This is a genomic window from Pseudomonas sp. K2I15 (assembly GCF_002204795.1).
GTDB lineage: Bacteria > Pseudomonadota > Gammaproteobacteria > Pseudomonadales > Pseudomonadaceae > Aquipseudomonas.
Window position 1 is genome coordinate 118,268 of sequence record NZ_NIXO01000012.1, and the last position, 17,979, is coordinate 136,246.

Annotated in this window: 20 protein-coding genes; 1 reads left to right on the forward strand and 19 read right to left on the reverse strand. The window is 59.2% G+C overall.

The window, feature by feature from the left end:
* Positions 1-87: 87 nt before the first annotated feature.
* From der to trmJ, 19 genes are all read right to left on the reverse strand, one after another.
* Complete coding sequence (gene der / locus CEC48_RS10595; protein WP_088423691.1) at positions 88-1,557, reverse strand: ribosome biogenesis GTPase Der; 1,470 nt, start codon at positions 1,555-1,557, stop codon at positions 88-90.
* 139 nt (positions 1,558-1,696) lie between these two features.
* On the reverse strand, positions 1,697-2,848 hold the full coding sequence (bamB, locus tag CEC48_RS10600) for an outer membrane protein assembly factor BamB (RefSeq protein ID WP_088423692.1): 1,152 nt from the start codon (positions 2,846-2,848) through the stop codon (positions 1,697-1,699).
* On the reverse strand, positions 2,841-3,482 hold the full coding sequence (locus tag CEC48_RS10605) for a tetratricopeptide repeat protein (RefSeq protein ID WP_010176862.1): 642 nt from the start codon (positions 3,480-3,482) through the stop codon (positions 2,841-2,843). Before CEC48_RS10605 ends, bamB begins: the two co-directional genes overlap by 8 nt.
* A 40-nt stretch (positions 3,483-3,522) precedes the next feature.
* On the reverse strand, positions 3,523-4,812 hold the full coding sequence (gene hisS / locus CEC48_RS10610; RefSeq protein ID WP_088423693.1) for a histidine--tRNA ligase: 1,290 nt from the start codon (positions 4,810-4,812) through the stop codon (positions 3,523-3,525).
* A 23-nt stretch (positions 4,813-4,835) separates the two neighbouring features.
* Complete coding sequence (gene ispG / locus CEC48_RS10615) at positions 4,836-5,945, reverse strand: flavodoxin-dependent (E)-4-hydroxy-3-methylbut-2-enyl-diphosphate synthase (RefSeq protein ID WP_088423694.1); 1,110 nt, start codon at positions 5,943-5,945, stop codon at positions 4,836-4,838.
* A gap of 4 nt (positions 5,946-5,949) precedes the next feature.
* Complete coding sequence (locus CEC48_RS10620) at positions 5,950-6,933, reverse strand: RodZ family helix-turn-helix domain-containing protein (RefSeq protein ID WP_088423695.1); 984 nt, start codon at positions 6,931-6,933, stop codon at positions 5,950-5,952.
* Positions 6,933-7,691, reverse strand: coding sequence for a type IV pilus biogenesis/stability protein PilW (pilW, locus tag CEC48_RS10625; RefSeq protein ID WP_088423696.1), 759 nt, complete (start codon positions 7,689-7,691; stop codon positions 6,933-6,935). Before pilW ends, CEC48_RS10620 begins: the two co-directional genes overlap by 1 nt.
* Before the next feature lie 12 nt (positions 7,692-7,703).
* Positions 7,704-8,852 (reverse strand): 23S rRNA (adenine(2503)-C(2))-methyltransferase RlmN, encoded by a 1,149-nt coding sequence (rlmN, locus tag CEC48_RS10630; RefSeq protein WP_088423697.1) that lies wholly within the window; start codon positions 8,850-8,852, stop codon positions 7,704-7,706.
* 30 nt (positions 8,853-8,882) lie between these two features.
* A complete protein-coding gene (gene ndk / locus CEC48_RS10635) occupies positions 8,883-9,308 on the reverse strand; it encodes a nucleoside-diphosphate kinase (protein WP_003175956.1) in 426 nt (141 codons plus the stop codon).
* A gap of 88 nt (positions 9,309-9,396) precedes the next feature.
* Positions 9,397-9,597: a Fe-S cluster assembly protein IscX gene (gene iscX / locus CEC48_RS10640; protein ID WP_088423698.1), complete on the reverse strand. Its 201-nt coding sequence runs from the start codon at positions 9,595-9,597 to the stop codon at positions 9,397-9,399.
* Positions 9,598-9,611: 14 nt separating this feature from the next.
* Positions 9,612-9,953, reverse strand: a complete 342-nt coding sequence (fdx, locus tag CEC48_RS10645) for an ISC system 2Fe-2S type ferredoxin (protein WP_088423699.1) — start codon at positions 9,951-9,953, stop codon at positions 9,612-9,614.
* A 3-nt stretch (positions 9,954-9,956) separates the two neighbouring features.
* Positions 9,957-11,819, reverse strand: coding sequence for a Fe-S protein assembly chaperone HscA (gene hscA, locus CEC48_RS10650; RefSeq protein WP_088423700.1), 1,863 nt, complete (start codon positions 11,817-11,819; stop codon positions 9,957-9,959).
* A 51-nt stretch (positions 11,820-11,870) separates the two neighbouring features.
* The gene (hscB, locus tag CEC48_RS10655; protein ID WP_008438289.1) at positions 11,871-12,392 is read right to left on the reverse strand and encodes a co-chaperone HscB; all 522 of its coding nucleotides are present in this window, start codon (positions 12,390-12,392) and stop codon (positions 11,871-11,873) included.
* An 8-nt stretch (positions 12,393-12,400) separates the two neighbouring features.
* The gene (iscA, locus tag CEC48_RS10660) at positions 12,401-12,724 is read right to left on the reverse strand and encodes an iron-sulfur cluster assembly protein IscA (protein ID WP_003209680.1); all 324 of its coding nucleotides are present in this window, start codon (positions 12,722-12,724) and stop codon (positions 12,401-12,403) included.
* Between the two features lie 28 nt (positions 12,725-12,752).
* Positions 12,753-13,139, reverse strand: a complete 387-nt coding sequence (gene iscU / locus CEC48_RS10665) for a Fe-S cluster assembly scaffold IscU (RefSeq protein ID WP_003209682.1) — start codon at positions 13,137-13,139, stop codon at positions 12,753-12,755.
* 102 nt (positions 13,140-13,241) lie between these two features.
* Positions 13,242-14,456 (reverse strand): IscS subfamily cysteine desulfurase, encoded by a 1,215-nt coding sequence (locus CEC48_RS10670; RefSeq protein WP_088423701.1) that lies wholly within the window; start codon positions 14,454-14,456, stop codon positions 13,242-13,244.
* Between the two features lie 50 nt (positions 14,457-14,506).
* The gene (iscR, locus tag CEC48_RS10675) at positions 14,507-14,998 is read right to left on the reverse strand and encodes a Fe-S cluster assembly transcriptional regulator IscR (RefSeq protein ID WP_003210305.1); all 492 of its coding nucleotides are present in this window, start codon (positions 14,996-14,998) and stop codon (positions 14,507-14,509) included.
* Positions 14,999-15,301: 303 nt separating this feature from the next.
* On the reverse strand, positions 15,302-16,087 hold the full coding sequence (gene cysE / locus CEC48_RS10680; RefSeq protein WP_088423702.1) for a serine O-acetyltransferase: 786 nt from the start codon (positions 16,085-16,087) through the stop codon (positions 15,302-15,304).
* Positions 16,088-16,089: 2 nt separating this feature from the next.
* On the reverse strand, positions 16,090-16,860 hold the full coding sequence (gene trmJ / locus CEC48_RS10685) for a tRNA (cytosine(32)/uridine(32)-2'-O)-methyltransferase TrmJ (RefSeq protein WP_003210307.1): 771 nt from the start codon (positions 16,858-16,860) through the stop codon (positions 16,090-16,092).
* A gap of 145 nt (positions 16,861-17,005) precedes the next feature.
* Between trmJ and suhB the strand changes: the two genes are divergently transcribed.
* Complete coding sequence (gene suhB, locus CEC48_RS10690; protein ID WP_003175971.1) at positions 17,006-17,821, forward strand: inositol-phosphate phosphatase; 816 nt, start codon at positions 17,006-17,008, stop codon at positions 17,819-17,821.
* The last annotated feature ends 158 nt before the right edge of the window (positions 17,822-17,979 follow it).

Below are 17,979 nucleotides of genomic sequence, written 5' to 3' on the forward strand. Positions count from 1 at the left end.
CCCAAGTTTTAAGCTGCATGCGGCGAAGGGTCAACCGCCAGGCACAAAAAAAGGGCTCCGAAAGAGCCCTTTTTTAACCGATCAGGATCAGCGCTTGTCGCGGCGCTTTTTGTCGGCTTTCTTGTGGTGCGTCATCATCCGGCGCTTTTTGTTTACCTGGCGGTCGGTGAGGCTGTTCTTGTTGCCTTCGTACGGGTTCTCGCCACCCTTGAACTCGATACGGATCGGCGTACCGACCAGTTTCAAGACACGGCGGTAGGTGTTTTCCAGGTAACGCACGTAGGACTTCGGCACCTTCTCCAGTTGATTACCGTGGATCACGATAATCGGCGGGTTGGCACCACCCAAGTGAGCATAACGCAGCTTGATCCGACGGTTGTTGACCATCGGTGGCGCATGCTCGCTGACCGCATCTTCAAGAATCTGGGTCAGGCGGTTGGTCGGCCAGCGGGTGACCGCGGACTTGAACGAGTTCTGCACCGAAGCGTAGAGGTTGCCCACGCCGGTACCGTGCAGTGCCGAGATAAAGTGGATATCGGCGAACTCGACGAAGAACAGACGACGCTGCAGTTCGATCTTGACGAAATCGCGCTCGCTCGGCGTCATGCCGTCCCACTTGTTGATCGCGATCACCAGGGCGCGACCGGCTTCCAGGGCAAAGCCCAGCAAGTTCAGGTCATGGTCTACCACGCCTTCGCGGGCGTCCATGACGAAGATCACCACGTTGGCGTCTTTGATCGCCTGCAGGGTTTTCACCACGGAGAACTTTTCAACTTCCTCGTGGATCTTGCCGCGCTTGCGCACACCAGCGGTGTCGATCAGCGTGTACTTCTCGTCGTTACGCTCGAACGGGATGTAGATACTGTCGCGGGTGGTGCCGGGCTCGTCATAGACGATTACCCGGTCTTCACCCAGCATACGGTTGACCAGGGTCGACTTGCCGACGTTCGGGCGGCCGATGATCGCGATCTTGATACCGTCTTTTTCGCTTGGGCCAGGAATGCGCTTGGCCTCCTCGCCTTCGGCAACGATCTCTTCTTCGCCTTCGACTTCATCCACGTCATCACGCGGGAAGTCGCGCAGGGCGATCTCCAGCATCTGGGTGATGCCGCGACCGTGGGCACCGGCGATCGGGATCGCGTCGCCCAGGCCCATCGGGCTGAACTCGGCGCGGGCCATTTCAGGATCGATGTTGTCGATCTTGTTGGCCACCACGTAGGAACGCTTGTTGCGCTTGCGCAGGTGCTCGCCAATCATTTGGTCAGCAGCGGTGTAGCCCGCGCGGGCGTCCACCAGGAACAACACGACATCAGCTTCTTCAATGGCCAGCAGCGACTGCTCGGCCATCTTTTCGTCCATGCCATGCTCGTCACCGGAGATACCACCGGTGTCGACAATAATGTAGGAGCGCCCTTGCCACTTTGCCTCACCGTATTGGCGATCACGGGTCAGACCGGACAAGTCGCCGACGATGGCGTCGCGAGTCCTGGTCAGGCGGTTGAACAAGGTGGACTTGCCGACGTTCGGTCGGCCCACCAGGGCGATTACGGGAACCATGCGGCTCTCCACTTCGTTATTTCAGAAAATACAAAAGCCGCTGCAAGGCAGCGGCTGGTGCTCGGGGCAGCATATTTAAATGCCGCATGCCCCGCCGAAGCGGGGCCGCCTGGGTGTTACCCCAAGCATAGTCAAACCCTTACTTGATGGTCAGCGCTTCCAGTTTGCCGCTGTTGCCATACACGTAAAGCATGTTACCCACCACCAGCGGACGGGCACGCAGGCCGTCGCTGTCGATACGTTCGCGACCGACGAAGCGACCGTCCACCTGGCTCAGCAGGTGCAGGTAACCTTCAAAGTCGCCTACCGCTACGTAGCTGGAGAACACCTCCGGTGCCGACAACTGACGGCGAGCCAGGGAGTCATTGCTCCACAATGCAGTGGTGGAACGCTCGTCGACACTTTCAACGGTGCCGGACGCCAGGCTGACGTAGACGCTGCCAAACCCTTGGGCGACACCGGCGTAGCTGGAAGCATCACGCTGCCAGTTGATCCGGCCGCTTTGCACGTCCAGCGCCGCAACACGGCCCTGATACGTGGCGACGTAAAGGGTCTCACCCGACAGCAGCAAGCCACCGTCGATGTCCACTACGCGGTCCAGTTCCGAACGACCCTGAGGGATCGCAACACGGGTTTCCCAGGCCGGCACGCCGTTCTGGGTGTCCAGGGCGACCACTTTACCGGTCGACAGGCCTGCCAGTGCGAGGTTGCTGGTCACAACCGGACCGCTGGTACCGCGCAAGGTCAGGACCGCCGGCGTGCTGTCATACAACCAGCGCTGGTTACCGGTGGCGGCGTCGAGGCCGATCACACGGTCATCCTGGGTCTGAACGACAACGATGTCACCGTTGGTAGCCGGTGGCGAGAGCACTTCACTGGTCACGCGAGAGCGCCATTTCTCTTCACCGGTGCTCGAATCCAGCGCCACGACGTCGCCTTTCAGCGTGCCGAGCAGCACCAGGCCGGAACCCACGCCAACGGCGCCGGACACAGGCAGTTCGAGGTCTTTCTTCCATTTGACGTCGCCGTTCATGCGATCCATGGAGACTACAACGCCGGTGGAGTCAGCGGCGAAGATGGTGTCACCGTCGATCGCCGGGACCATCAGGTTGTACAAGTCGCCCTGACCGTCACCAATGGAGCGGCTCCACTGCTTTTGCAGGACCACTTCTTCCTTGAAGCTGGTCAGCTCGGCCGGAGGCAGTTCTTTTTTGCTGTTGCTGCTGCAACCCGCGGCCAAAACGGCCAGAGCCAGCAATGCTGCATGTTTCCAACGGATCACGTCACGCATCCCCTTTGGCCAAGTCGTCGAGCTTGATTTGTAAGCCACCGACCGCCGCTTCATCAGACAGCGCCGCCTTGGCTTTTTGGTACGCAGCATTGGCTTCGTCGGTACGACCCAATTGGACCAGCAGGTCGCCCTTGAGCTCTTCACGAGTCGCCAAAAATGCCTTGTCAGCATCGCCGTCGAGCAGTTTCAGTGCGTCGTCGGCCTTGTTCTGTGCCGCCAGTACCTGAGCCAGACGCTGACGTGCGATTTCACCCAGTGTCGGGTTGGCAGGCTTGTCGGTGATGGCTTTCAGCTCGGAGGCTGCGTCATCCAGCTTGCCGTTGTCGACCGCAACTTTTGCGACGAACAGGCTGCCGTATTGCGCGTAGGTGCTACCGCCAAATTCGCTCTTCAGCTTGCCGGCCAGGTCTGCCACTTGGGCGAGGTCCGGTTTGCCGTTTGGCGTCAGCGTGGTTTCCAGCAATTGCTGATAGATAATCGAGGCGCCTTGCGACTGGTTAGCCTGATACTTGTGCCAGGCTTGCCAGCCGAACACCACTACTAAAGCCAGCAAACCGCCAGTGACCAGGGGCTTGCCGTTGCGCTGCCACCAGTCTTTGAACTCGGCCAGCTGGTCATCATCAGTACTCGACACCCCAATACTCCTTAATCGCTAAATCGGCTGTTTGACAGCTTCAACCCTGCACGATGCAGGTGGCCAGGTGCGCTGCAAGCGCATCAAAGGCAATGCTTTGTTGTTCACCCTGACCACGCAGGGGTTTGAAACTTACCACTTGCTGGGCCAACTCATCATCACCCAGGATCAGTGCATACAACGCACCGCTCTTGTCGGCTTTCTTGAACTGGCTTTTGAAGCTGCCGGCGCCGGCATTGACTTGCAGGCGCAGGTTCGGCAGTTGGTCGCGCAGCTTCTCGCTCAAGGCCAGGGCAGCCAGTTCGGCCGCCTCGCCGAAGGCACAGAAGTACACGTCCACCTGGCGGGAAATTTCTTCGGGGATCTGCTCCAGGGTTTCCAGCAGCAGGATCAGCCGCTCAATGCCCATGGCGAAGCCTACGCCGGTGGTCGGCTTGCCGCCCATCTGCTCGACCAGGCCGTCGTAACGGCCACCCGCACACACGGTGCCCTGGGCGCCGAGCTTGTCGGTGACCCACTCGAACACGGTCTTGCTGTAGTAATCGAGGCCACGCACCAGTTTCGGGTTGATGACGTAGGGAATACCGGCCGCATCCAGGCGAGCCTTGAGGCCCTCGAAGTGGATACGCGACTCGTCGTCCAGGTAGTCGGCCATTTTCGGCGCGTCCACCAGTACGGCCTGGGTCTCGGCGTTTTTGGTGTCGAGTACCCGCAGCGGGTTGGTTTTCAGGCGGCGCTGGCTGTCTTCGTCCAGCTTGTCCAGGTGGCCCGACAGGAATTCCACCAGGGCTTCGCGGTAGCGGCCCCGGGATTCGCTGGTGCCCAGGCTGTTGAGTTCAAGCTTGACCGCATCGCGGATGCCCAGCATGCCCCACAGGCGCCAGGTCAGCACGATCAGCTCGGCATCGATGTCCGGACCATCGAGGTTGAACACTTCCAGGCCGATTTGATGAAACTGGCGATAACGGCCTTTTTGCGGACGCTCGTGGCGGAACATCGGGCCGATGTACCAGAGCTTCTGCGGCTGGCCACCGCCGGTGAGGCCATGTTCCAGCACCGCACGCACGCATGCGGCAGTACCTTCCGGACGCAGGGTCAGGGAGTCGCCGTTGCGGTCTTCGAAGGTGTACATCTCTTTTTCGACGATGTCGGTCACTTCACCGATGGAGCGCTTGAACAGCTCGGTGAACTCGACGATCGGCATGCGGATCTGCTTGTAACCGTAGTTATCCAGCAGACGCGCGACAGTGCCCTCGAAGTAGCGCCACAGGGGCGTCTGCTCAGGCAGGATGTCGTTCATGCCACGAATGGCTTGCAGAGACTTGCTCACATCAAATCCTTAAATTCGTTCGATCAGCCGCGCGCGATAACCGCTGCGTCAGCTTCGACCTTTTCGGCCGCTTTCTTGCGGATCAGCCGTTCCAGCTCATCCACCAGATTGTCATTCGTCAGTTTCTGCGACGGCTTGCCGTCGATGTAAATCAGGTTTGGCGTACCACCGGTCAGGCCCACATGGGCCTCTTTGGCCTCACCCGGCCCGTTGACCACACAGCCGATCACCGCAACATCCAGCGGCACCAGCAGGTCTTCGAGGCGTACTTCCAGTTCGTTCATGGTTTTCACCACGTCGAAGTTCTGCCGCGAGCAGCTCGGGCAGGCAATGAAGTTGATGCCACGGGAACGCAAATGCAGGGATTTGAGAATGTCGTAACCGACTTTCACTTCCTCTACCGGGTCTGCCGCGAGGGAGATGCGAATAGTATCGCCAATCCCGTCGGCCAGCAGCATACCGAGACCCACCGCAGATTTCACTGTGCCTGAGCGTAAACCGCCGGCTTCGGTGATACCCAAGTGCAGTGGCTGGACGATTTCCTTGGCCAGCAGGCGGTAAGCTTCTACCGCCATGAACACGTCGGAGGCCTTTACGCTGACCTTGAAGTCCTGGAAGTTCAGGCGTTCAAGGTGTTCAACGTGGCGCAACGCAGACTCGACCAATGCTGCCGGAGTCGGCTCGCCGTATTTCTTTTGCAGGTCTTTTTCCAGGGAACCGGCGTTGACGCCGATGCGGATCGGAATCCCGCGATCACGGGCGGCATCCACCACGGCGCGAACTCGGTCTTCACGACCGATGTTGCCCGGATTGATCCGCAGGCAATCGACGCCCAATTCGGCCACGCGCAGGGCGATCTTGTAGTCGAAATGGATATCAGCGACCAGCGGCACCTTGACCAGTTGCTTGATGCGGCCAAAAGCTTCGGCAGCGTCCATGTCCGGCACAGACACCCGCACGATGTCGACGCCAGCCGCTTCCAGACGATTGATCTGGGCGACAGTGGCCGCAACATCATTGGTGTCGCTGTTGGTCATGCTTTGTACTGCGATGGGGGCATCGCCGCCCACCGGCACCGAGCCGACCCAGATCTTGCGCGATACGCGACGTTTGATTGGAGATTCGCCGTGCATGACTTTATTGTCCCAACTTCAGGCGAGCAGTCTCGCCACTGGTGAACGGCGCCACGTCCACAGGCTGGCCGTTGTAGGCCACTTGCGCGCCACGGGCAAAGCCCAGACGCAGCGTCAAAGGAGGCTTGCCGCCCTGGTCAAGTGTATCTCCCTTACGCTTCAGACCGCTGAACAGCACTTTGCCATTGCCGTCGCTGAGTTGAGTCCAGCAGTCAGCGACGTAGGTAATTTGTACTCGGCCATCACCGGCGATAAGCACCGGCGTGGTTGGCGCGGAAATCGCCGGGGCTGCCGGGGCCGTTGGCGCTGGAGCCTGCGCCGGTACAGCCGGGGTGTGAACCGGGGCTGCTGGCGTCGCTGCAACCGCTGGAGCAGGTGCGACAGGGGTCACAGCTGGGGCAGCCCCCGCTTGCGGCGCAGGTTGCTCGGCGCCAGGCTCTGCTTCAGGCGCCGCCTGGCCCTGGGCCACGGCCTGGTCTTCCGGCTCGTCCAATGGATGAATCTGGGTGGTGCCGTCGGCGCTTTCGACTTCGACGTGCTCCATGGCGTTGCTGGACAGGTCCTTGCCACGCTGGGAGGTCTGGTCCTGCCACCAAACAAAGCCACCGCCGATCACGGCGATCAGCAGCAACAGGCTGACAATGCGCAGGATAGTGTGGGAAACCCGCACAGGCTCTTCAATGCGGCCCAGGCCATGGACATTGCTGCCCTGGGAATCGGTACCGGTGATCTGGTCGAATTCCTGGACCAATGCGGCCTGGTCGATACCGAGCAGCTTGGCGTAGGCACGGATATAGCCGCGGGCAAAGGTATGCCCCGGCAGCTTGTCGAACGCGCCAGCTTCAAGGTTGCCCAATGAAGTCGTGGTCAAATTGAGCTTGAGGGCCACTTCTGCCAGCGACCAACCATTGCTTTCGCGGGCCTGACGCAAGGTCTCGCCTGGGTTTCCACGATTAGCTGCTACAACTTCCGGGTGCGCCGCTTTCATCATTGCTCCGACAGGTATTGCTGATATTCCGGCGTACCGGGATAGAGTCGTTCGAGTTGCTGGCCAAAACGTGCGGCCTTGTCGCGTTCTTCATGAACCGTCGCCAGGCGCACACCGAGCAATAGACTACGTGCATTTTGCCCGCTCAGCAGGCTAAAACGCTCGTAATAGTCACGTGCCGGCACATAATGCCTGTCTTCGAAGGACAACTCAGCCATTTCGAGCAACGCTCGTGGCTGGCGCTGGTTCAGGTGCAGGGCTTTTTCCAGTTGCTGGCGGGCGGTGTCGCGCTGGCCGAGAAGCATTGAGGTCACCCCAAGGTTCTCGAAAACCCGCGAGCGCTCAGGATAGAGGGTATCGGCCGCAGCCTGCTGGAAATATTCGGACGCCCGGTCATAACGTTTCTGCGCAAACAAAAAACTGCCGTAATTATTCAGCAGCCTTGGGTCGCCAGGACGTGTGGCCAGGGCCTTGTGGAAATATTGATCGGCCAATTCGGGCTCGGCCTGGGCCTGGAACACCAGCGCCAATGCAGCATTGGCGTCGGCGTCACTGCCATCCAGCTCAAGGGCCTTCTTCAGCGGCACCTTGGCCTGTTCGGCCATCCCTTGTTGCAAGTACCCCAAGCCCAACTGCACATAGGCAGCGCGCGCTTCGTCACGGCCCTTGCCGGTTTGCAAAGGGCTGTCATGGCCCGATGAAACACAGCCAGCCGCAAGGCTGGCAACAAGCAAAAGCAGCGCAAGGCGCAAGGGCATAGAGATCCTCTCTCAGGTTCGAGTCGCGGCGTTTTGCGGCATATCGTCGGCGGCACTCAATTCACGCACGGCGATATAACGTTCGCTGCGACGGGTGCGATCCAGCACCTGTCCTACCAATTGGCCACATGCTGCATCGATGTCTTCGCCGCGGGTGGTGCGTACGGTGACATTGAAGCCTGCATGGTGCAGTTGATCCTGGAAACGGCGGATGGCGTTGTTGCTCGGCCGCTCGTAACCAGAATGGGGAAACGGGTTAAACGGAATCAGGTTGATCTTGCACGGTACATTCTTGAGCAATTCGATCATCTCGACCGCGTGCTCGACCTTGTCGTTGATGTCCTTGAGCATGGTGTACTCAATGGTCAACACACGTTTTTCGCCCAAGGTCGCCATGTAGCGCTGGCAAGATTCGAGCAGCATCTTAAGCGGATACTTCTTGTTGATCGGCACCAATTGGTTACGCAATGCGTCATTCGGTGCGTGCAGCGACAACGCCAGGGAGACGTCGATGTGCTTGGCCAGTTCATCGATCATCGGTACCACGCCGGAGGTCGACAGGGTTACACGGCGCTTGGAGATGCCGTAGCCCAGGTCGTCCATCATCAAATGCATGGCCGCAACAACGTTGTCGAAGTTCAGCAGCGGCTCGCCCATGCCCATCATCACCACGTTGGTGATGGCACGGTCGGCGGTCGCCGGGATGCTGCCGAACGATTTATTGGCAATCCACACCTGGCCGATCACTTCGGCGGCGGTGAGGTTGCTGTTGAAACCTTGCTTGCCGGTGGAGCAGAAACTGCAATCCAGGGCACAGCCTGCCTGGGACGAAACGCACAAAGTGCCGCGTTTGCCTTGGGGAATGTACACGGTCTCGACGCAGCTGCCGGACGCCACGCGCACCACCCACTTACGGGTGCCATCGGTGGAGATGTCCTCGCTGACCACTTCGGGGCCGCGAACTTCGGCAATGACCTTGAGCTTGTCGCGCAGGGCCTTGCTGACGTTCGTCATGGCGTCGAAATCATCGACGCCAAGATGGTGAATCCACTTCATTACCTGAGCGGCACGAAAACGCTTCTCCCCGATTGAGTCGAAGAATTTTTCCATTTCCTGTTGAGTCAGACCCAGCAGGTTGGTTTTTGCAGTCAATGTAGTCATGGATTCACCTTCGCTCTTTTAAGCCAATGCTTAGCGAGCGGTTACTTCAGTAGCAGCGAAAAAGTACGAGATTTCGCGGGCAGCAGCGGCTTCGGAGTCCGAACCGTGAACAGCGTTGGCGTCGATCGACTCAGCGAAGTCAGCACGGATGGTGCCGGCAGCAGCTTCTTTAGGGTTGGTAGCGCCCATCAGCTCACGGTTCAGAGCGATAGCGTTTTCGCCTTCCAGGACCTGAACAACAACAGGACCGGAGATCATGAAGGCAACCAGGTCGCCGAAGAAACCACGAGCGCTGTGCTCAGCGTAGAAGCCTTCAGCTTCAGCTTTGGACAGTTGCTTGAGTTTCGAAGCTACAACCTTCAGGCCGGCTTTTTCGAAACGAGTGGTGATCTCGCCGATGACGTTTTTTGCAACAGCGTCAGGCTTGATGATGGAGAAAGTACGTTGAACAGCCATGGTGTAACTCCAGAAACGGTAATTTGCGAAAAATTAAACCCGCGAATTATACGCGGGTTCTTGGGTATTGCCTAACCTGCGGGGAGGATCAGTCTATTTCTTCGATCCAGAGAGCTTGGACCGCTTCCAATACCTTCTCGCCACAGCGGCCAGAGGCATTGTCGAAATCCGGAAGCTCCATGATCCATCGCTGCAGGTCGACGAAGTTGACAGTGAGCGGGCTCACATCGGGCTTGGATTCAGCCAGTTCTTCAGCAATGCGTTGTACATCATTCCAACCGTAACTCATGACAGTTCTACCAGTCAGTGCGGCGCTTCAGCGGCATGGTTGAGCGAATATTTCGGGATTTCAACAGTGAGGTCTTCGGTTCCCACTTTCGCCTGACAGCTCAAGCGCGATGTCGGCTCCAGCCCCCACGCCCTATCAAGATAGTCTTCTTCCAGGTCATCAGCCTCTTCCAGGCTGCTGAAACCTTCACGGATGACGCAGTGACAGGTGGTACAGGCGTTGACGCCGCCGCAGGCGCTTTCGATCTCGATGTGGTTGTCGTGAGCGACTTCGAGAATGGACTTGCCGGTCTCAGCCTCCACAACCATACCGTCCGGGCAATGCTCGGCGTGTGGCAGAAAAATGATCTGCGGCATCAGTTAATCCTCAAGTTCATTCAAGTTGCGGCCCGCCAGGGCGGCTTTTACCGACTGGTCCATACGACGGGCGGCAAAGGCATCGGTCACTTGCGACAGGCGCTTGGTCTGTTGCTCGATGGCGTAACCATCGGTGCCTTTCATCAATTCAGCCAGCTCCTGCATTTGCAGGTCGATGACCATGCGCTCTTCGGCATCCAGCAGGCGCTCGCCGTCAGCTTCAAGCGCGCCCTGCACTGCTTCGAGCAGGCGCCGGGCGTCGACTTGCTGCTCACGCAACACACGGGCGACCTTGTCGTCACCGGCGTATTGGAACGAGTCCTTGAGCATCTTGGCGATTTCGCCGTCGGTCAGGCCGTAGGACGGCTTGACCTGGATGCTGGCTTCAACGCCTGAGGCCAATTCGCGAGCGGCAACGCTGAGCAAGCCGTCGGCGTCGACCTGGAAAGTCACGCGAATCTTCGCCGCACCGGCAACCATCGCCGGAATGCCGCGCAATTCGAAGCGCGCCAGAGAACGGCAGTCACTGATCAGCTCACGCTCGCCTTGCAGCACATGAATCATCATGGCCGTCTGGCCATCTTTGTACGTAGTGAAGTCCTGAGCTCGGGCAACGGGGATGGTGGTGTTGCGCGGAATCACCTTCTCCATCAGCCCGCCCATGGTTTCCAGCCCCAAGGACAACGGAATCACGTCGAGCAGAAGCAGTTCGCCACCATCGCGTTTATTACCGGCGAGGGTATCGGCCTGGATCGCGGCACCAATGGCCACCACTTGATCCGGGTCAATTTCAGTCAGCGGCTGGCGGCCAAAGGCTTCAGCAACGGCCTCACGCACACGTGGCACGCGGGTCGAACCACCAACCATCACCACGGCAGCCACGTCTTCCAGCTCGATACCCGAGTCACGCACGGCGCGGCGGCAAGCTTTCAGGCTGCGGGCGACCATCGGTTCGATCAACGAATCGAAGGCTTCGCGGGTCAGTTGGGCCGACCAGCTACCGTAGGAAACTTCAACCGATGCAGCATCCGTCAGCGCTTCTTTAGCGGCGCAGGCAGTTTGCAGCAAACTACGTTGCGCGCCCGGATCCAGGTCGGCAGACAAGCCGGCGCTGGTGATGATCCAGCCAGCAATGGCGTGATCGAAGTCATCGCCGCCCAGGGCCGTGTCGCCACCGGTAGCCAGCACTTCGAAGACACCGCCGGTCAGGCGCAGAATCGAAATATCAAACGTACCGCCGCCCAGGTCGTAAATAGCGACCAGGCCTTCGGCGTGTTGATCCAGGCCGTAAGCCACAGCGGCTGCGGTCGGCTCGTTGAGCAGGCGCAGCACGTTCAAGCCGGCAAGTTTCGCCGCATCCTTGGTGGCCTGGCGCTGAGCGTCATCGAAATACGCAGGAACAGTAATCACCGCACCTACCAGTTCGCCGCCCAAGGTGGTTTCTGCACGCTGGCGCAGCACCTTGAGGATATCGGCCGACACTTCCACCGGGCTTTTCGGCCCTTGGACGGTGTCGATGAACGGCATATGGGATTCGCCACCGACAAAGCGGTACGGCAGCTGGTCCCCCAATTGCTTGACGTCGGACAGACCACGACCCATCAAGCGCTTGACCGACAGCACGGTGTTCAAAGGATCGGTAGACGCTGCCAGCTTGGCCGACTCGCCCACTTCAGTGCGGTCAGGGTGATAGCGCACGGCAGACGGCAGGATGACCTGGCCATCGGCGTCGGGCAGCGGCTCGGAAAGACCGCTGCGCAACGCAGCGACCAGCGAATTGGTAGTGCCCAAGTCAATCCCGACCGCCAGACGACGCTGGTGCGGTTGAGGACTTTGACCGGGTTCGGCGATCTGCAGTAGGGCCATGGTAATCAGGACTTATCTGTATATCAGGCGTGCAACCTGGGCGGCACTGGGTTAATCGTCGAGGCGCTCTTCTAACTGGCGCACTTCGTAGGTGAGCTTGTCGAGGAACTGCATGCGCCGCATCAGGCGTTCGGCCTGTTCACGTTGCGCCGCATCATCCCAACAGGCTGCGAAGCTTTCGTTGAGTTCATCCTGGGCCACTTTCAGACGGCGCTTGAAAACTGCGACTCCGGCCAGATCGGCCTCGTCCTGCAGTTCTTCAAGCTCTTCGCGCCATTGCATCTGCTGCATCAGGAAATCAGGGTCCTGGACCGTGACTTCAAGTGGCAGCTCGCGACCGCCCATGGCGAGCAGGTAACGCGCGCGCTTGGGAGGGTTCTTGAGCGTCTGATAGGCTTCGTTGAGGCTGGCTGATTGCTCCAGCGCCAAGCGTTGCTCACGCTCGGAAGCGTCAGCAAAGCGGTCCGGATGCACCCCACGCGCCAGTTCACGGTAGCGCGTGGCAAGCTGTTCAAGGTCCAGTCGAAAACTCGGCTGCAGCTCGAACAAAGCGAAATGACAAGGAGTACCCACAATCAGCCTCAGATGTTGAAGCTTTCGCCGCAGCCACATTCACCGCGTACGTTGGGGTTGTTGAACTTGAAGCCTTCGTTCAACCCTTCCTTGACGAAATCGAGCTCGGTGCCGTCCAGGTAGGTCAGGCTTTTCGGGTCGATAATCACTTTCTCGCCGTGACTTTCGAACACCTGATCTTCCTCGACCACCTCGTCGACGAACTCCAGCACGTAGGCAAGGCCGGAACAGCCCGTGGTGCGAACACCCAGACGAATCCCCTCACCTTTACCGCGCCCATTCAGGGAGCGGCGAATGTGCTGCGCAGCCGCTTCTGTCATGCTGATAGCCATCGTGACTCCTTACTCGTCGCCAAATTGCTTAGATCAAGCCTTTCTTCTGCTTGTAGTCGCGAACAGCCGCCTTGATGGCGTCTTCTGCGAGTACCGAGCAGTGGATTTTCACTGGCGGCAATGCCAGTTCTTCGGCCAGCTGGGTGTTGCTGATAGTCACAGCCTCATCCAGGGTCTTGCCTTTCATCCATTCGGTCGCCAGGGAGCTGGAGGCGATGGCCGAACCGCAACCGTAAGTCTTGAACTTGGCGTCTTCGATAACGCCAGCTTCGTTGACCTTGATCTGCAGGCGCATAACGTCGCCGCACGCCGGAGCGCCGACCATGCCGGTGCCGACATCAGGGTCTTCCGCGTTCATCTTGCCGACGTTGCGCGGGTTTTCGTAGTGGTCGATGACCTTTTCGCTGTAAGCCATGGTACTGAATCCTCACTCATCAGGGCCGCTCTGGAACCCTGTAAATACGCCTGCGTTTTCCGCCACGTCTTTACAGAGCCTTTTGGGTGGCGGCTTCTATATTTAGTGTGCCGCCCACTCGATCTTGGAAATATCGACACCGTCTTTGTACATGTCCCACAGAGGCGACAAGGTACGCAGCTTGGTGACGGCCTCGCAGACTTTCTGCGCGGCGTAGTCGACTTCTTCTTCGGTGGTGAAACGGCCGAACGTAAAGCGGATCGAGCTGTGAGCCAGTTCGTCGTTGCGGCCCAGGGCGCGCAGGACGTAGGACGGCTCAAGGGAAGCCGACGTGCAAGCCGAACCGGACGAAACCGCCAGGTCCTTGAGCGCCATGATCAGCGACTCGCCTTCGACGTAGTTGAAGCTCAAATTCAGGTTGTGCGGTACACGGGCGGTCATGCTGCCGTTGATGTACAGCTCTTCAAGGTGCTCGACCTGCTTGTAGAAGCGGTCGCTCAGGGCCTTGATGCGAACGTTTTCGGCAGCCATGTCTTCCTTGGCCACACGGAACGCTTCACCAATGCCGACGATCTGGTGGGTCGCCAGGGTGCCCGAACGCATGCCGCGCTCGTGACCGCCGCCGTGCATGGTGGCTTCGATACGTACGCGAGGCTTGCGGCTCACGTAGAGGGCGCCAATGCCTTTAGGACCGTAGGTCTTGTGGGCAGAGAACGACATCAGGTCGACCTTCAGCTTCGACAAGTCGATATCAACCTTGCCGGTGGACTGAGCGGCGTCGACGTGCAGCAACACACCCTTGGAGCGGGTCAGCTCGCCGATGGCGGCGATGTCGTTGATGGTGCCGATTTCGTTGTTCACGTGGATCACGGAAACCAGGATGGTGTCTTCACGCATCGCAGCTTCGATCATCGCAGGGGTCACGATACCGTCGGTGGTTGGCTCGAGGTAGGTGATCTCAAAACCTTCACGTTCCAGTTGGCGCATGGTGTCGAGGACAGCCTTGTGCTCAATCTTGGTGGTGATCAGGTGTTTGCCTTTGGTCGCGTAGAAATGCGCCGCACCCTTGATTGCCAGGTTGTCGGACTCGGTGGCACCGGAGGTCCAGACGATTTCGCGCGGGTCGGCATTCACCAGGTCAGCGACCTGGCGACGAGCATTTTCGACTGCTTCTTCAGCTTTCCAGCCGAATACGTGGGAACGGGACGCCGGGTTACCGAAGTTTCCGTCTACCAGCAGGCATTCGCTCATCTTTTGCGCGACACGCGGATCAACCGGGGTGGTCGCTGAGTAATCAAGGTAAATCGGCAATTTCATGGACTTTCTCCTAAATCAGGCTGGCTGGCGTGCCGTTAGCTCTTCGGCTGTCACTCGACGGCGGACGCTTCAATCTTGTCCAGACGCGGCGCCTTGGTGTTGCAACGGCGCTGGTCCTGACGCTGGGCTACTTCTTGCACCTCACGGCGAGTCACAAGATCAGCCAAGCTGATACCACTCAAAAACTCATGGATCTGCAGGCTCAGGTCACACCACAAGTGGTGCGTCAGGCAGGTGTCGCCGGCGTGGCAATCACCCAGGCCCTGGCATTTGGTGGCATCGACGGATTCGTTGACCGCGTCAATCACCTGGGCTACCTGGATGCCCTGCATGTCGCGGGACAGTTGATAGCCGCCGCCTGGACCACGAACGCTGGAAACCAGATTGCTGCGGCGCAATTTGGCGAACAACTGCTCGAGGTAGGACAAGGAAATGCCTTGGCGCTCGGAGATATCGGCCAGGGACACCGGCCCATTTTGCGCGTGCAAGGCCAAGTCAAGCATGGCGGTTACCGCGTATCGGCCTTTTGTAGTCAGTCTCATGGACAAGTACCAAGGTGTTTCAGAATGGGAGCAAGTATGCGATTCCCGAGTATTTAAGTCAACTATAAGACCTAGTACTTTAGTCAGGAATAGCCGCAAAAAGGGCGCGCGAATAATAGCAGGGCGGGACGGGATGGACCAGCGGGAACAGGGCCAAGCCGGGAATGCGGGACTAATGAAGGTCAAAATGTGGGAGCGGGCTTGCTCGCGAATGCGGTGGATCGGTCAATATATTCGGCGACCGACATGCAGCTTTCGCGAGCAAGCCCGCTCCCACATGGGTTTTGCAGTGATTGCGAGACTTCAGCCAGCCTTGGTGGCGGCACTTTCGTCCTTGATCTCGGCGAAGTCTTCCGTGCGCAGCTCAGGCAAGTCCTTGGCGCAGTAGTTGCTGCCCAGGTCTTTCAAGGCGCCACACATGCCTTCCAGTTTGCCGTCCACCGCTTGCAGGTGGTCGAGCAACTGGCCGATGGCACGCGCCACCGGGTCGGGCATGTCTTCACTGACGCCATACGCATCGAAACCAATCTTCTCAGCCATGGCCTTGCGCTTGGCTTCCTGCTCATCACCGACTTCCGGCTTGACGATGATCCGCCCCGGAATGCCGACAACTGTTGCGCCAGGCGGCACAGCCTTGGTCACCACGGCGTTGGAACCAACCTTGGCGCCCGCACCAACGGTAAACGGACCGAGCACCTTGGCGCCCGCCCCCACCACTACACCGTCTTCCAGCGTCGGGTGGCGCTTGCCCTTGTTCCAGGTGGTGCCGCCCAGGGTCACGCCCTGATACAGGGTCACATCATCCCCAATCTCGGCGGTCTCACCAATAACGATGCCCATGCCGTGGTCAATAAAAAAGCGACGACCAACCTTGGCGCCCGGGTGAATCTCGATCCCGGTCAACCAGCGGCCAAAGTTCGACACCACCCGCGCCAGCCATTTCCAGCCCATCTTCCACAGGGCGCCGGACAGGCGATGAATCCAGATCGCATGCATGCCGGGGTAGCAGGTCAGCACTTCAAAGGCGTTGCGCGCCGCCGGGTCACGGTGGAAAACACTCTGGATATCTTCTCGCAAACGCTCGAACATTTTTAATCCTTCCGCTTAAGAAGCTCGCCACGGGCCGCTTTCTGGGTCTCCGTGAGGATGCCACGCAATATATTCATTTCCGCCCGGCTGACCGAGCTGCGTCCGTATAACCGGCGCAGGCGCGCCATCAAGTGCCGTGGTTTTTCCGGGTCGAGGAATTCGATGGCCACCAGGGTTTGCTCCAGGTGCTCATAGAATCGCTCCAGCTCGTCCATGGTGGCCAACTCACCACTCTTGGTCGATGCAACCTCGTCCTTCTCTACCTTGCTAGGCTGACCTTCGGCGGCCAGCCAGGCCATGCGCACTTCATAACTCAACACCTGCACCGCTGCCCCAAGGTTCAGCGAACTGAACTCAGGGTCTGATGGGATGTGCACGTGATAATGACATCGCTGCAGTTCCTCATTGGTCAGGCCGGAATCTTCACGGCCAAATACCAAGGCGATTTCAGCGCCGCCGGCAGCCTCCTCCACAACTTTGGTCCCACATTCGCGAGGGTCCAGCAGCGGCCAGGGGATACGACGGTCGCGGGCGCTGGTGCCGAGCACCAGGTTGCAGCCGACCAGGGCGTCTTCCAGGGTGGCGACGACCTGGGCTTTTTCGAGGATGTCATTGGCGCCGGACGCGCGGGCATCGGCCTCGTGGTGCGGAAACACACGCGGCTCGACCAGCACCAGGCGCGTCAGCCCCATGTTCTTCATGGCTCGCGCCACGCCACCGATATTGCCGGGATGACTGGTATTGACGAGGACGACACGGATGTTTTGCAGCAAGGGAGGCGCTCTCGGACACGGGAAAGGGGAGCAAATCTTACAGAACCGCCTAAGGTTATGCCATGAAAGGTAACGTCGTCCTTCACCTGAAGAAAGTTTCTGCTAGAATGCTCGGCTTTCTTTAACAACCTTAGGTGACACATCCATGCAGCCCATGCTGAATATCGCGCTGCGCGCCGCCCGCAGCGCCAGTGAATTGATCTTCCGCTCCATCGAGCGCCTGGATACCATCAAGGTCGACGAAAAAGACGCCAAGGATTACGTATCCGAGGTGGACCGCGCCGCCGAGCAAAAAATCATCGACGCGCTGCGCAAGGCCTACCCTACCCACGGCATTCTCGGTGAAGAAACCGGCCTGCACAAAGGTAGCGGCGAAGGCGAAGACTACCTGTGGATCATCGACCCACTGGATGGCACCACCAACTTCCTGCGCGGCATCCCGCACTTTGCCGTGAGCATTGCCTGCAAATACCGTGGCCGCCTGGAACACGCTGTTGTTCTGGACCCGGTTCGCCAGGAAGAATTCACCGCCAGCCGTGGCCGTGGCGCCCAGTTGAACGGTCGCCGCCTGCGTGTCAGCGGTCGCACCAGCCTGGACGGCGCCCTGCTGGGCACCGGCTTCCCGTTCCGCGATGACCAAATGGACAACCTGGAAAACTACCTGGGCATGTTCCGCGCCCTGGTTGGCCAGACCGCCGGCATCCGTCGCGCTGGCGCAGCCAGCCTGGACCTGGCTTATGTAGCTGCCGGTCGTTTTGACGCATTCTGGGAATCGGGCTTGTCCGAGTGGGACATGGCTGCAGGCGCACTGCTGATTCAAGAAGCAGGCGGCCTGGTGAGCGACTTCACCGGCGGTCACGACTTCCTGGAGAAAGGCCACGTGGTTGCCGGCAACACCAAATGCTTCAAGGCAGTACTGACGGCCATCCAGCCGCACCTGCCGGCTTCGCTGAAGCGCTAAGCGAGCGAGCACAAAAAAGCACCCCTCGGGGTAATGCCAGTCAGTTAAGCTGACTGGCTTTTTTATTTCTGATCGGATATTTCGGTGATTTGAGCCGGATGGCCCGCGGATAAATGCGCTCCTCACGCCGATGAGGCAGGACGTAATGCATGGCTGAG

Excerpts from the sequence above, each read along its gene's own strand:
- CEC48_RS10620 (WP_088423695.1), bottom strand. The coding sequence starts at position 6,933 with ATGAAAGCGGCGCACCCGGAAGTTGTAGCAGCTAATCGTGGAAACCCA.
- iscA (WP_003209680.1), bottom strand. The coding sequence starts at position 12,724 with ATGGCTATCAGCATGACAGAAGCGGCTGCGCAGCACATTCGCCGCTCC.
- CEC48_RS10670 (WP_088423701.1), bottom strand. The coding sequence starts at position 14,456 with ATGAAATTGCCGATTTACCTTGATTACTCAGCGACCACCCCGGTTGAT.
- iscU (WP_003209682.1), bottom strand. The coding sequence starts at position 13,139 with ATGGCTTACAGCGAAAAGGTCATCGACCACTACGAAAACCCGCGCAAC.
- ndk (WP_003175956.1), bottom strand. The coding sequence starts at position 9,308 with ATGGCTGTTCAACGTACTTTCTCCATCATCAAGCCTGACGCTGTTGCA.
- suhB (WP_003175971.1), top strand. The coding sequence starts at position 17,006 with ATGCAGCCCATGCTGAATATCGCGCTGCGCGCCGCCCGCAGCGCCAGT.
- pilW (WP_088423696.1), bottom strand. The coding sequence starts at position 7,691 with ATGCCCTTGCGCCTTGCGCTGCTTTTGCTTGTTGCCAGCCTTGCGGCT.
- fdx (WP_088423699.1), bottom strand. The coding sequence starts at position 9,953 with ATGCCGCAGATCATTTTTCTGCCACACGCCGAGCATTGCCCGGACGGT.
- iscX (WP_088423698.1), bottom strand. The coding sequence starts at position 9,597 with ATGAGTTACGGTTGGAATGATGTACAACGCATTGCTGAAGAACTGGCT.
- bamB (WP_088423692.1), bottom strand. The coding sequence starts at position 2,848 with ATGCGTGACGTGATCCGTTGGAAACATGCAGCATTGCTGGCTCTGGCC.
- der (WP_088423691.1), bottom strand. The coding sequence starts at position 1,557 with ATGGTTCCCGTAATCGCCCTGGTGGGCCGACCGAACGTCGGCAAGTCC.
- cysE (WP_088423702.1), bottom strand. The coding sequence starts at position 16,087 with ATGTTCGAGCGTTTGCGAGAAGATATCCAGAGTGTTTTCCACCGTGAC.
- ispG (WP_088423694.1), bottom strand. The coding sequence starts at position 5,945 with ATGCACGGCGAATCTCCAATCAAACGTCGCGTATCGCGCAAGATCTGG.
- rlmN (WP_088423697.1), bottom strand. The coding sequence starts at position 8,852 with ATGACTACATTGACTGCAAAAACCAACCTGCTGGGTCTGACTCAACAG.
- iscR (WP_003210305.1), bottom strand. The coding sequence starts at position 14,998 with ATGAGACTGACTACAAAAGGCCGATACGCGGTAACCGCCATGCTTGAC.
- hscA (WP_088423700.1), bottom strand. The coding sequence starts at position 11,819 with ATGGCCCTACTGCAGATCGCCGAACCCGGTCAAAGTCCTCAACCGCAC.